At 43.3% G+C, this 13,066-nt stretch carries 13 protein-coding genes; 8 read left to right on the forward strand and 5 right to left on the reverse strand.

The window, feature by feature from the left end:
- Positions 1-195: 195 nt before the first annotated feature.
- Both istA and istB read left to right on the forward strand, forming a co-directional pair.
- Positions 196-1,680 carry an IS21 family transposase gene (istA, locus tag ACZ44I_RS04830; protein WP_464548244.1) on the forward strand — a complete coding sequence of 495 codons (1,485 nt, stop codon included), beginning with the start codon at positions 196-198 and terminating at the stop codon, positions 1,678-1,680.
- Entirely contained in the window at positions 1,677-2,387 is a 711-nt protein-coding gene (gene istB / locus ACZ44I_RS04835) for an IS21-like element helper ATPase IstB (RefSeq protein ID WP_464548242.1), read from the forward strand. The genes istA and istB overlap by 4 nt, the downstream gene beginning before the upstream one ends.
- A 67-nt stretch (positions 2,388-2,454) precedes the next feature.
- Here the strand turns inward: istB and ACZ44I_RS04840 are convergent, their stop codons facing one another.
- The 3 genes from ACZ44I_RS04840 to ACZ44I_RS04850 form a co-directional block, all read right to left on the reverse strand.
- Positions 2,455-2,682 carry a hypothetical protein gene (locus tag ACZ44I_RS04840; protein ID WP_464548240.1) on the reverse strand — a complete coding sequence of 76 codons (228 nt, stop codon included), beginning with the start codon at positions 2,680-2,682 and terminating at the stop codon, positions 2,455-2,457.
- Between the two features lie 42 nt (positions 2,683-2,724).
- Positions 2,725-2,892: a hypothetical protein gene (locus ACZ44I_RS04845; RefSeq protein ID WP_464548238.1), complete on the reverse strand. Its 168-nt coding sequence runs from the start codon at positions 2,890-2,892 to the stop codon at positions 2,725-2,727.
- Between the two features lie 525 nt (positions 2,893-3,417).
- On the reverse strand, positions 3,418-3,801 hold the full coding sequence (locus tag ACZ44I_RS04850; RefSeq protein ID WP_464548237.1) for a hypothetical protein: 384 nt from the start codon (positions 3,799-3,801) through the stop codon (positions 3,418-3,420).
- Between the two features lie 572 nt (positions 3,802-4,373).
- Between ACZ44I_RS04850 and ACZ44I_RS04855 the strand changes: the two genes are divergently transcribed.
- On the forward strand, positions 4,374-5,441 hold the full coding sequence (locus ACZ44I_RS04855) for a hypothetical protein (RefSeq protein ID WP_464548235.1): 1,068 nt from the start codon (positions 4,374-4,376) through the stop codon (positions 5,439-5,441).
- Positions 5,442-5,661: 220 nt separating this feature from the next.
- On the opposite strand, the gene ACZ44I_RS04860 is transcribed toward ACZ44I_RS04855, so the two are convergent.
- Positions 5,662-6,384: an HFX_2341 family transcriptional regulator domain-containing protein gene (locus ACZ44I_RS04860; RefSeq protein ID WP_464576603.1), complete on the reverse strand. Its 723-nt coding sequence runs from the start codon at positions 6,382-6,384 to the stop codon at positions 5,662-5,664.
- 173 nt (positions 6,385-6,557) lie between these two features.
- Between ACZ44I_RS04860 and ACZ44I_RS04865 the strand changes: the two genes are divergently transcribed.
- Genes ACZ44I_RS04865 through ACZ44I_RS04880 form a run of 4 tightly spaced genes read left to right on the forward strand, consistent with a single transcriptional unit; the run spans position 6,558 to position 9,412 of the window.
- Positions 6,558-7,526, forward strand: a complete 969-nt coding sequence (locus ACZ44I_RS04865; RefSeq protein WP_464548231.1) for a hypothetical protein — start codon at positions 6,558-6,560, stop codon at positions 7,524-7,526.
- A gap of 12 nt (positions 7,527-7,538) precedes the next feature.
- Positions 7,539-8,048: a TIR domain-containing protein gene (locus tag ACZ44I_RS04870; RefSeq protein ID WP_464548229.1), complete on the forward strand. Its 510-nt coding sequence runs from the start codon at positions 7,539-7,541 to the stop codon at positions 8,046-8,048.
- A 4-nt stretch (positions 8,049-8,052) separates the two neighbouring features.
- On the forward strand, positions 8,053-8,457 hold the full coding sequence (locus ACZ44I_RS04875) for a TIR domain-containing protein (protein WP_464548227.1): 405 nt from the start codon (positions 8,053-8,055) through the stop codon (positions 8,455-8,457).
- 1 nt (position 8,458) lies between these two features.
- A complete protein-coding gene (locus ACZ44I_RS04880) occupies positions 8,459-9,412 on the forward strand; it encodes a caspase family protein (RefSeq protein ID WP_464548226.1) in 954 nt (317 codons plus the stop codon).
- Positions 9,413-9,487: 75 nt separating this feature from the next.
- Here the strand turns inward: ACZ44I_RS04880 and ACZ44I_RS04885 are convergent, their stop codons facing one another.
- Entirely contained in the window at positions 9,488-11,110 is a 1,623-nt protein-coding gene (locus tag ACZ44I_RS04885; RefSeq protein WP_464548224.1) for an IS1634 family transposase, read from the reverse strand.
- Positions 11,111-11,586: 476 nt separating this feature from the next.
- On the opposite strand from ACZ44I_RS04885, the gene ACZ44I_RS04890 reads away from it, so the two are divergent.
- Complete coding sequence (locus tag ACZ44I_RS04890; protein WP_464576605.1) at positions 11,587-13,014, forward strand: IS1634 family transposase; 1,428 nt, start codon at positions 11,587-11,589, stop codon at positions 13,012-13,014.
- Positions 13,015-13,066: the final 52 nt, after the last annotated feature.

Raw genomic sequence — 13,066 nt, forward strand, 5'->3', positions numbered from 1 at the left:
TCCATTATTACCTGGACAGCGTTCTTTATGGTATGAAATCAGAAAGCAGTTCGCAGATTGTCTCACGTATGTTTTCGCCGATTCCTTTTGATCCCCCCTTTATATAGGTGCGCCGATCCAAATTGATCCCCCTTTTTGCCAAAAACCGCCACTTCCCTTTAAATAGGGTATGAGGTGGCACAAAGGGTGAAAGAAATGGTAGAAATCAAAGAGATCCTCGACTGTTATGAGAAATATGGGAGTATCAAAAAGACCGCACAACGCCTTGATGTGTCCATCAATACCGTGAGACGCTATCTTCGCCAGATGAAACAGATGGAGAATGGAGAACTCCCTGACTTTCTCACAGCCAATCCTGTGGTAATCCAACCTTCCCGCGTCCTCACCGATGAGGTAAAAGAGAAGATCCATGGATACCTCGAATCGAGTGAGTGTAATCGTGGGAAACAACGTATCACTGCAAAACGCATCCATCAGCTCCTCACAACGCGAGATGGTTACTCGATCGGCTATACTACCGTCAAAGATGAGGTCCGTCGCTGGAAAAGAGAACACTCGTTCCGTGAGACATTCATTGAACAGGAACCTCCAGTAGGATGGCGTGGCGAATTCGACTTTGCAGACGTTGTGCTGTGTATTGGGCGTGAAGAGTGCACATTCTCCTGTGGAGGAATGGTCTTACCCTTCTCTCTGTATCGATTTGGCCGTTTATTCCGGCATTCAGGACATCTGGAAGTAGTCCAGACCCATATCGACTTTTTCAATGAAATTGGAGCCGTTCCAGAGACCATCTTCTATGATCGGCTCGGTGTCGTCTATAATTCCCGGTTGAAACGGCTGAATGACAATTTCCTTCGTTTTGCAGTACATTATGGGTTTACACCTCATGTATGCAATGCTGCCTCACCTCAGGAAAAAGGCACAGATGAAGAGACTGTTGGCTATATCCGGAGATATGCGTTCGGTGAACGTGACTCATTTGACACGTTCCAGGAGGCGTGCCAGTGGTTCTCCACCTGTATTGATGAGATCAACCATCTTCCGGCATACCGCCGTGACCTGACACCGGCTGAGGGGCTGGAGGTTGAACGTACACACATGAAACCCCTTCCTTCACTTGAATATACAAACTGTCACACCAGAAGAGCCACCCTGAACAAATATTCCATGGTTCGATACGAGAACACCTTCTATTCCGTTCCGACAACCTATCGTGGCAGGAAAATCACCATGCAGGCGTATGTTGACACCGTCCGCCTGATCGATGGTGAACAGGTCATTGCCACTCATCCCCGCCGTTCAAACAGCCCGGAGCCGGTCTCGGATATCCGTCATTACATCAAGACGTTCCACCGAAAACCAAGAGCGCTTGCCAATTCAAAAGTATTCAACCAATGTGATCCACGACTCAAGCATCTCTTCACCCATCAGTGTCGAGGTGATCCAAAAGAGTTCCTCCCCATCCTTGATCTGGTCAATGACACTTCAGAAGAGGCGTTCTGTGGAGTTCTGGATCTGCTGAGTGAAGAGAATATGCCCATCACCTATGATACACTCAGATTCTTCCTCTTCCAGAATCCAGTCCAGATGATTGAACCTTTTGATTTTCAGGATGCCTTCTCTGTACCCAAACCAGATCTGGATACCTATGACGACCTCCTCAGGAGGCGGAGAGAATGAGTCTCGATTTCCTCTGCAAAGAGCTCCGTATTGGTGGCGTTCATTCGTATATCCTGGAGAATTATCCTGACAGACCTGATATTGAGGAGATATTTATCTCGGCACTCGAGGCTGAACAGGAGAAACGAAAGGTGAATCGCCAGATGCGTGCTCTGAGACAGGCAGGATTTCCAACGATGAAGAGATTTGAGGATCTGGTTGGAGAGCACCTTCCCGAGGATGGGAAACATGCGGTGCCTGGATTGAGGAATCTTGGTTTCATCCCCGAGAGAAGGAACGTGATCCTCATTGGAAATGCCGGGACTGGCAAGACGCATATGGCGATCAGTACAGGTGTTCTGGCCTGTGAAGCCGGGTATCGTGTGCTCTTTCGGACCGCTGCAGGACTGATCAACGAGATGATCGAGGCACGGCATGAGAACCGGTTGACACTCTATCTCCGCCAGTTCAAGAAGATTGATCTGCTGATTCTGGATGAACTTGGGTATGTGAGTTTTGATCTTGCTGCTGCAGAACTGTTGTTTCAGCTGCTTGCAACTCGATATGAAACGATGTCAACGATCATCACCTCGAATCTCAGTTTTTCCGAGTGGGTGAAAGTGTTTCATGATCCGGCACTGACCGGTGCGATTCTGGATCGGATCACTCAGAACGCGATTATCCTGAACATGAACGGGAAGAGTTACCGAAGAGAGAAGAAAGCATAATCATTAAATATGATTATCCAAGAGTGAGTATTTAAAGGGGGGATCAGTTCGGATCGGCGTTAGGGGATCAATTTGGATCGGCCAATACACACGTAACTTCACCTTTTCCGATAAACCGCTCTTTAAGGGCGCCGATATCCTCGAATGCGATCAAATCCCCGATCAGGTGCTCTTCCGCGATGCCGAGTTCGAGGAGATGGCATTCCTGATCAGGCCGGGGCTCCGTTGCCAGCGTCCGGCGAACATCCTCTGCCGGGGGCTCCCCGTCACCGGGAAGACAACCTGTATCCACCATCTCCTATACCTCCTTCTACGAGCAGCTCAGGTCGCTTGCCACCTATGCCCTCATCCGGATCTCGGTCCGGCAGGCGAAGGGGAGGACGAGTGAGATCACGCTCCGGTACCCGGCAGCAGATGTGAAGAGGATTTGTGAGGGGAAGTGAGGGGGGGTGGATTCAGAGGGGATATGAATTGTCTGAAGGAAAACAAATAGTTGGATTTCCAAACCTTCAACTCCCCCAATCACGATTCTTTTTCTTGTGCCTGGCCCGGAGGTATGACGAGGCTATCGAAGCTTTTGATAGGGCGCTTGCGATTGATCCTGATGATGAAGTGGTGCGCTATCACCGGAATGCTGTTATTCAGAGGCAGGATTTACAAGAGATGGCGTTTCCGGTGGGGGATGATTGGTGGGGTTGTAGTTGTGGGATATGTAGGGTATATGGTGTGGAAGCGGCGTTGTAGATCGCCGTGAGGGTGTTTGAGAATGTTTGTAGGGGATAATCGACAGTAACAAGACAGCAATACAGAATATGACGAGTGAAAGGAAAAGAAAAACGGCAGATTGATCATTGTAAAAAGCAAAATTCGCTAAGTAGCAGTTTTTTTTTATTTTCATAGTGTTACCGGTTCTCACTATAACCATCAATTCATTATTTTGTTCATCGACAATTTTATCAGGAAAAAAGTAAAAGTTCGTGCCCAGACTTTTGGGAATGTCATATGATAAACAGGAACTGACTTCACAATATTATGATATCACACACGAAAGTTCATAATAACTGCCATTCCATTCGACAAGCTTCTTATAATTACTTGAAAAAGGATCTTCTTGGCAATATTCTTCTTTAATTATTTTCTGTTCCTTACAGCTGACTCCCCGTGGATCTCGTATTAAAATTCTTGATAACGGTTTATCTCCGGTAATAATCTCCCTTAATACAGGATGTTTATTGAAATCTTCTTCTGAAAGATGAATTATTACATCTGTTCCAAAATCGATTTGATCTTTGTCAGTTATATCAGCATAAATAAAACAATTGGGCTGACTTAACAGGATAATAAGATATACTGCAAATATTATTATTAGAGCAATGAAGATTCCGATTATAATTTTTTTACCATTCGTGTTCATTACTTCTCCTTTAAGAAAAAATGGGATTGGTATAAAACTCTATGCATAACCCGCAGTAGTAGATTTTTGTATACGCAGAGCTCTCGCATTATCATGCGTCGAATCTCCATCCTTTTTTCATTTTCATCTTTTCGTCTCCATTTTTCATGCCCCTGGAGACTGGATTATCTAAGGTTTCAAGTAGTTTTTGAACCCAACTACATTATGCTCCCGGGCACGCAGGGGTCTGGCTGTTCCTGATCGTCGGGCACAGACCTCCTGCAACATCTTTTCGATGCTACATGGATAACTTACCGTTTTGCATGATATATAGATTATGTCCAGATCATGCAACTGAACACTTTCAGTTTGACGATTTGGACATAAAACCTAAATATCGTCTTTTTCCAACAGATTTATCCTAGAAATCAGGAGAGTGATTTTATGTTAAAACAGATTGCGATTGCTGCATAAATCCCGTTCTGCTACGTTTCATTTGTATCAGGCGCGGCTAACGAAGAGAAACCAGGTATGGATTTTATAAACAAATTGGGGGACTACACTATATCACCGGCATTCCGCTCAGGCGGCTGATGGATGCCATCGCAAAGGCGCTTCAATCCAGGAGGCAATCCGAGAGATCTGTTCTCCTGGTCTGCCTTGACGATATCCATCACCTGATCCATGAAGGAACCGACACCCAGATCCTCTCCTCACTCCTGCGGATCTACCTCGACTATCCCGGGTGCCGTGCCTCGGTCATGCTTGTTGAGAGCGATCTCGCACTCGATATCTCCCGCAGGCTGGATCGATCGGTCTTCTCAAGCCTCTGCATGGAAGAGGTCTTCTTCGCTCCCTATTCAGCCGCCCAGATCCGGGGCATCCTGAGGGAGAGAGCACGGCAGGCGGTCTATCCGGCGGTGATCTCACCTGAGATCCTCGACCTGATCACTGACATGACGGCATCAACAGTGCCGGGCGATCTCAGGGTCGGGATCGATCTCCTGAAAAGCTCCATCCTCAGAGCAGAGCGAACCGGGCGGCCGGCCGTCACCGAAGAGGATGTTGCCGCCGCCTTTGGGGATGCCCGCACAACCCACCTCCGGGGCCTCGTTTCGGTCCTCACGGAGAAGGAGCGGAGGCTCCTCTCAGTGATTGCCGGGATGGTGGAGGAGGGAGAAGAGGCTGGCAGGAAGGAGTATGGGGGGCATGGAGAGTATGGGGAGCCGGTGCCCCCGACCTCGGGAAGGCTCTATTCCCGGCTCCTGGAGGTGATGGCAGCCGAGAAATCGGAAAAGCAAAAGCGAGCCATGGAGCAGGGAGCGATGGGGCAGGTAGTCATGGAGCAGCGAGCCGTTGAGCCGCAAGCCGGAGAGCCAATGGCATGTGCCGAGCCCGAACCGGGATACTCCACTGACAAAGGCCCGGAAGGAAAGGTTGGAAAGGATGGAAAGGATGGCCGGAGGCAGGATGAACTCCATCATCCCGGGCCCCGGCTTCCCGCACTCACCATCTCCTATACCTCCTTCTACGAGCAGCTCAGATCGCTTGCCACCTATGCCCTGATCCGGATCTCGCTTAGGCAGGCAAAGGGGAGGACGAGCGAGATCACCCTCCGGTACCCGGCAGCAGATGTGAAGAGGATCTGTGAGGTGAGGTGAGGGAGGGTTTGTAGGAGGGTATGATTATTCCGATCGTTTTGGGGAGTCAATTTGTGTAATTATCTTAAATCTGGTGTGTGGTGCTGTTGAACTCCGATATCATTCGGTACAGAGGATTATCATTTTCTTTATCGAATGCTGGTGGGGGTCGGGGAGGGAATGGGTTTGATGGAGTTGTCTGTTTACAGAAAGAAAGGTATGTTATCATTTATGAAGATATTCATCCTAAAAACTTTAGGATATTCCTTCCTTCGTCTGTTAACATAATTGTTCTATATCTTGAAGTACCGCCAATGGAAATAAATTTCCAGTCTAGAAGGGGCTCGATAAATTTTCTGTCTAATGCACGATATTTTGCTGATTTCTCATCTTGTTCTCGTCTATTGGATTTCGATTGTAATTCCAATAAATTGAATTTATCAAGAATCTCAATTAGTTCTTTCTTTGTTATTTGCTTATCATTTACTGTCTCTTCATTAATTATTTTCAGGACTTTGATTAATTCTTCACGTGGTCGTTCAATTTTGTAACTGGGAATTGGATGAATTTGTTTGCATCCTTTAACTAAGGGTCGACCATCCTCGGCCTTTTCATCATAACTTTCTGGTACAACATAATATGGGGTTATGTCTTTGTATTTCTCCTGAAAAATCATTGATATAAGCATCCCAGCAATTGATTGTATTTTTGAGCCAGTTGATACATTGATAAAAATTAAGTTGCCTGCCTCTTTTTCCAGAATCTCTCGGTAAACCCGAAGTGTGTCAAATAAATCCCGATTAATCAAGTCACATGTCTCAATTTTTATTTCACATTTTGGCAATTTATTTTCTAAAAATTCCTCAATATCTCTAAAATATAGCCTTCCCTTATCTTTATCTTCATTTTGCTCCTTGACTAACCAAACTCTATCTGCAGCCATTTTTTCAAGTGGTATAGTCACTCGATCTGTATCATAACCGATTGGTGCAATATGGACTCTCAGGGGTGTATTGATCATAACAATCCAATATCTATTATCCTTATATACGATATTAACTTTATTAACGATAATTAAATTTATCCTTATATGGCCCAAACAACAATGTATGGCAGTCTAAGGGTGATATTTTGATAATGGACGAAATATATAAATATAATTTATCTTGCGATTTCTCTTCAAAGAATAGCTTTCAATATCCTTATTCTAATAACAATACGAATAAACCGATTTATCCAATAATCAAATTGGGTGAGAGGCTAACATATAATCCAGACCAATATATTGATTGTTCCAATGTAATTGTCAAAGCTCAACCTCTTCTCTCAATAGATGGACGATCAACTACCGGTCTTTTCAAACAAATACATGACGATGGAGGTATTCATAATCATCTTGATTATAATGGCAGTGTCATTCTATCGTCTATAATGCCTGATCGTGCAATTGCGGGATTAAGTGGTGAAAAATATGCGGAATTGATTGACGAGTTAGGTGTAGATTCTTACATTACTCCAGATGGTGAAACGTACCTTGGTGAGGTCAACCTATCTGCATGTGAACTATCTCGTATAATTTATCAGACAGAAATAATTCAACATCTATGCCCAAAACAAATTCCGATTGGTCTTGTAAAGGGGTGTACAGTTGAACAGATGCAGGGGCATATAACCTATCTTCAATCTTGTGGCGTTGAAACCTATTGTTTCCATGCAGGAGATTATTTTCGTGGATCAGAATATATTTCTCAAATCGGCTTGAGACATGCCTTTGCGATTCGAACAATGGTACCAAAATTAATGATCTACGGTGTTGGCTCTAAAAAGCATATAAATTCTTTTAGATTTGCAGATGGGTTTGCAACGCACTCACATTATGTCAGAGCATTCAGGGGTTTCAAAAATAATGGAGTAAAATGGGTTAAATGTGAAAATTCAACGGTCACAAAGGAGGTTATAATGAATAATCTATGTTTAATAAATCAATTTATAAATGATCTTTCATGGCAACAAGAATTATTGTTCCCTTACTATATTGAGCATTATGAGGCTCAAGGAACTAATGTAACGCAAATTAAACAAATTATAAATAATTCATGTACTTAGGAGGTGTTTGTAGTGGGTGGTGGAATCAGAGGAGAAAGGAAGATTTACTCAATAGCTAGTTATCAAAATGATGAAAATAAAACGCAAAAAAGAATTCAGGACTACTCAGAGGGAAGGAAAAAACCAAGAGTATTCATTAGCTTTCATATTGATGATGAAGCACAGGTGAATTTTCTTCGATACCAGGCAAAGAACTCAGATAAACTTGAATTTACTGATTATTCGGTAAAAGAGCCTTTTGATGACAAATGGAAGACACGATGTACCGAACGGATTCGGCAATCTACGGTTGTTGTTATCGCAATAGGTGAAAATACTCATGAACGTGAGGCAGTATTGTGGGAAATCAGGAAAGCTCATGAACTTGGCAAACCAGTTATCGGGATGAGAATTCATGGTGATAAAAATCATAAAATTCCTGCTCCAATGAAGGAGCATGGGGATACAGTAATCTCATGGAATCTAACCATTCTTCAAAATGAGATCAATCGAGAAATCAATAATAAAGAGAATAGGGGGTAAAAATATGTCTAAACAGTACCATTTATTTATTAGTCATTCTTGGACGTATAGCGATGCTTATGACAAGTTGAGTTCATTGCTACGGAATAAACCATATTTTACATATTCTGATTATTCTGTACCAAAGAACGATCCAATACACACAAAAGGGACTGATAATGAGCTAAATGAGGCAATTCAAAGGCAAATAAGTGCTTGTGGTGTCATTATCATATTGGCAGGGGTTTATTCAACATATAGCAAGTGGATCAATAAAGAAATTGAGATTGCAAAGAAATTGAGAAAACCCATAATTGCTGTTGAGCCATGGGGTTCAGAAAGAACTTCAGTTGTAGTTAAAAAATCAGCAGATAAAATTGTTAAATGGAATTCTGATTCTATCATTGCCGCAATTAAGGAGCTTGATTAATATGATGAGAAAAGCCCTTGTCGTAGGTATTGATTGCTACCAACATTTCAGTTCTCTTAATGGATGTGTTAATGATGCAAATTCAATTAAGGCTGTTCTTGATAGAAACAGCGATGGAACAATCAACTTTGATGTAAAATTATTAACTGCGACATCATCAAGTACAGTGACGAAAAAAATTTTAAAAGAATCTGTAATGGAATTATTTAAAGATAATAATGATGATATTGCATTATTTTATTTTGCAGGTCATGGTCATGTGGAAAGTACTGGCGGATATCTTATAACTTCAGAAAACACGGATGCAGATGCCGGATTTCCGATGAGTGAGTTAATAAAAATTGCAAATGATTCTTCTGCAAAAAATAAAATCATTGTCCTAGATTGTTGTCATTCAGGAGAATGTGGAAATAGCTCCTATGATGATGCAGCCATCCTAAAAGAAGGAACAACGATATTAACTGCATCAAGTCTGGTTCAATATGCCTCTGAAGAAAACGGGTCAGGTGTGTTTACAAAATTATTTGTTGATGCAATGAATGGAAGCGCATCAAATTTGGTTGGGGATATAACGCCTGGAAGTATATATGCTCATATTGATCAATCACTCGGACCTTGGGAACAAAGACCGATCTTTAAGACAAATGTTAAGGAATTTGTTAAATTAAGAAAAGTACAACCTCCAATCTCACTTTCCGAACTCCAAATGATAACAACTCTTTTTCCCACATCAGGGTATGAATATCCCCTTGATCCAGAATATGAGCCTGCAGAAAAACATGGAGATCTTGAAAAGGAGCAAATATTTAGAGTATTACAGAATTATAATCGTGTAAATTTGGTTGTTCCTGTTGGGGAAGATCATATGTATTATGCGGCTATTAATTCAAAATCATGTAAATTAACGATATTGGGTGAGCACTACTGGAAATTAGTTGAGAAAAATAGAATTTAAATATCGTAATATGGTGTCTCACTTTTATTTTAAATGGGAATATATTGATTAAACCCACATTCGGCAGATAATTTTTCATGCATAATATTTTTCCACTCCCTGCCCGAACAGCCGCGTTATATCCTGTAATTCGTCTGTATAATTGAGAATCCGGCACTCAACCCCTGTATCAGTTACTTCTTCTATCTGTCGAACCCGCCTGAAGAGGTGGTAGATCCGTTTTGTCGTCGGTTTGTCGGTCTGTTTCTTGACATCACGGATCGTCTTCTTCTGCTCCCTGAGGATCTCCCGGATCTGCCACTGGGTCACCGTGTATACCATCAGACTGAGGACCATCAGCATCGAGACTGCGGCTATTCTATTCGGGTTTTTCAGAAATATCTCAGAGATATGGAAGCTGTTATCCTTCAAAAACCGAAATCCGCGTTCAACGGCACCCTGCTCCTTATACCAGTCAAGAAGTGTATCAGGATCAATCTCACAATCGTTCGTTGCCAGAATGAACCGCCCAAGTCGCTCTTTCTCCCGCCGTATCTCTTCATCATTGTACATCAGCGCACAGGAGACAAAATAGATTGTCTTCATCTCTTCTCCATCCTTTGGTCGACCTTTTTTTCCGTCTACACGCCGGTTCTTTGTTGTCACCTGAATGTTGACAGGAAGGTAGCGCGGGTGTTTTCCAAACCATCGATTAAGTGCCGCACGTGCGTCTGGTTCACACGCATATTCATGCTTAAATGTCTTTTTCAGAGCGGTTACATCTTTTTTCCATTGCTTTTTGATTCGTGATGCAAATGTCTTTTCAGATTTGGTCTGCTGGTCACGGGAATGGTACAATATCCATTTCTGGGGGATCCCGGCATACTCAGAAGTGAGTTCATACGAGTGATACCGCTCATCAGTACAGGGTTGCCAAGGAACGTCTTCCTGGTGAATGAGTGTTTTTGCCTCCTTGATCGTGTTTGGGACATGAGAGATCCAGTAACACTGTGTTCCCAGGGTTTGGAGGTTTAATTTCGTATAAAACGCTGAATCTGCGATATGGTAGATTCGTTGATCGGTCACCAGATTATTCCGGACAGCCTGAATTGACCTGAGAAGGGATTTCTTATCCGAGGCATTCCCGGAGAGGGGTTCCATGAAGACGGGAATGCCATGCTGGTTGGTGACCAGGGTTATGACGAATTGGTTGAGATCGTTTCGGTGATCTTTGGAGTGGCCACGGACAATCTGAATTAGTCGTGTCCCAAAATCACTGTCATACTCTCCTGTTACCTTAAAAGAGCTTGTATCATGATGAAGTCGGGGAGAGTCCTGAGGTTTGGGAGGTTCGGGTGTGAGCTTTTTCATCATGGTGAGGCTGATTGCAGTGAAGAGCTGGGTCGGGTTAAACCGTGCAATTGCATCCAGCGTCTCACCAAAGAGAGATTCATTGAGATGATCAGGATGAATTCCCGGACCAAGGAGCCGTTCTGTTGCAATATCATCGAAGTAATCCGGCAGGATATAGAGCCGCCGCTCCACAAAGCCAAGAGAGTTGAGGAGAAGTGCTTTGACAGCGGTGCCATGGGAGACGATGTGATGCCGTTTCTTGGGTATGAGTTCGTCAATGAGATCCCCGATCCCAAGCGAGTCATACACACCGGCAACAAGCCCAAGATGGGATATTGTGACATTCGAGCCATCTACAAGAGCCATAGTAGAACAATTGAATATTAAACATGTACTCTCATATAAAACTATGTACGCAAATGTTTGATAGTTGGATCTTTACTGCCGAAGACCGGATTAAATCACTTTTTGATTTTTTGAAAATTTTCCAATGATCTCATACTTCATTTTATCATGGACTTAGGATATTTCTCCTCCTCTCTCCTTCCTCACCAACCGCCCTGAGAACGCCTGTTCCAGAATAGACTGTCGGAGCTGCTCGGTGCGTTCCTGTGCAGCAGCAACACGGGCTTCGATCTGATCTGCAAAAGCAAGGAGGCTGTCGACCCGGCGGACGATTTCGTGTTGTTCGGGGAGAGGGGGAGGGGGACTGAAAAATTTCCTACTTTTGAAATGCTAAGTGTGTATAAGCCCGATGTTGAGCTTGATACATTTGTTATCATCCCAACTTTGCCATTAACAAGAAATATATGTGTTCTTAGTGATGTTTGAATTGAACCAAAATGCAAACAAAACTAAGAACTAATCAGATTGAACCGAATGAGAATATATCCTTTCCTATCGGTACCCTTCTTCTCGTTGAAAGGCTGTATGAAACCCTGAATTTATCCTCTGTTTTCGGGAAACACAAGACAAGAGGTATCGACATCAATAATCTGCTTCAAGCTCTTGTCAGCTACAAAATGACGGATAACTTCAGCATAAAGCGGTCTCACGAATGGATCAACCGGCCTGAAGTGCTTACCGAATTCTCTCTCCCTGCATTCAGCGAAAGAACGCTCTACCGTGTCCTTGAAACCCTTGGTGCCAACCGTGAAGAGATCATCTCCGATATCCAGGACATCCTGTTTGAGAGGTATGAATTTGAGCATACAAACATCAACATGGACTGGACCAGCATTGTTCTTCATGGTACCAAGGCTCCGCTTGGAAAGTATGGCTACAGTCGTGATCATCGGCCAGATAAAAAACAGATCACCGTTGGTGTCACAGAACTTGCCGACCCGATCAATGTCCCGATTGGGCTGACAATCGAACCCGGCAATCTCAATGATCAGATCCACTTCAAGAAGACCTATCAGCAATCAAGCGGCAGTCTCAGAGAGGGTTCTCTGGTAATATTTGATAAAGGAGCGAACAGTGTCGCCAATACCCAGATGATCCGGGCAGATAATATGCAGTACATCACCGGAAAGAAGCTCAACAAGAGCGACGACAAGATAATCGCCAAATTTGAGACATATAATCCTCAGATGGTTGATGAGGAATCTGGGACCCGCGGGATTAAAATCGAGAAACCGAACAGTATCAATTATCTCTACTTCTCAGAAAAACTGCAGAAAGAGCAGCTGGAATCCAGAGCCCGAAAAGTTGTGCGAGAGATAAAAGAAGCGAAAGCCATTCAGGAGAGTATTGACAAGAATAAGGGTCTTCCAAAGCGATTCCGGATAAACAATCTTCTTGTTGATGTGGATTACTCCATCCAGACAAAGCTGATTGAACTCTCCGAAGATGATGCCGTCAGGCTTCTTGAAGATAAGTTCATCACCGGCAGAGAGGGATTCTTCTGCCTGAAATCGAGTAAGAATTTGACACTTACTGAAGCCCTTCTGACCTATCGAAAAAAGGACTCGATCGAGAAGATATTCAACTCTCTCAAGAACGAGATCGAGATAAAACCATTGCGCGTATGGACTGATAACAGCATTTACGGTGCTTTAATCATTGGGTTTCTTGCACAGTTATTCATCTCACTGGTCCGATTTGAGATCCCGGAACTAAAGCATACGTCAACGAAATTCATCAAAAAGGCGCTATCGAATTTGACAGTTACGGTTGATTCGTGGATGAGGAAGACAAAAAGGTTCATTCACTCCAATTTTGATGCCATCAACACGATGATTTTACGGCATAATTGGACGGTTACATGAAGTTTTGATGGGAAAATCGTCAACTGTCAAATACAGTTTCCCGATGAAATTC

Source organism: Methanocalculus pumilus (assembly GCF_055382585.1).

Bases quoted from the DNA above. Each gene is read 5' to 3' on its own strand.
- istA (WP_464548244.1), top strand. From the start codon at position 196: ATGGTAGAAATCAAAGAGATCCTCGACTGTTATGAGAAATATGGGAGT.
- istB (WP_464548242.1), top strand. From the start codon at position 1,677: ATGAGTCTCGATTTCCTCTGCAAAGAGCTCCGTATTGGTGGCGTTCAT.
- ACZ44I_RS04840 (WP_464548240.1), bottom strand. From the start codon at position 2,682: ATGGTGGATACAGGTTGTCTTCCCGGTGACGGGGAGCCCCCGGCAGAG.
- ACZ44I_RS04850 (WP_464548237.1), bottom strand. From the start codon at position 3,801: ATGAACACGAATGGTAAAAAAATTATAATCGGAATCTTCATTGCTCTA.
- ACZ44I_RS04855 (WP_464548235.1), top strand. From the start codon at position 4,374: ATGGATGCCATCGCAAAGGCGCTTCAATCCAGGAGGCAATCCGAGAGA.
- ACZ44I_RS04865 (WP_464548231.1), top strand. From the start codon at position 6,558: ATGGACGAAATATATAAATATAATTTATCTTGCGATTTCTCTTCAAAG.
- ACZ44I_RS04875 (WP_464548227.1), top strand. From the start codon at position 8,053: ATGTCTAAACAGTACCATTTATTTATTAGTCATTCTTGGACGTATAGC.
- ACZ44I_RS04880 (WP_464548226.1), top strand. From the start codon at position 8,459: ATGATGAGAAAAGCCCTTGTCGTAGGTATTGATTGCTACCAACATTTC.
- ACZ44I_RS04885 (WP_464548224.1), bottom strand. From the start codon at position 11,110: ATGGCTCTTGTAGATGGCTCGAATGTCACAATATCCCATCTTGGGCTT.
- ACZ44I_RS04890 (WP_464576605.1), top strand. From the start codon at position 11,587: ATGCAAACAAAACTAAGAACTAATCAGATTGAACCGAATGAGAATATA.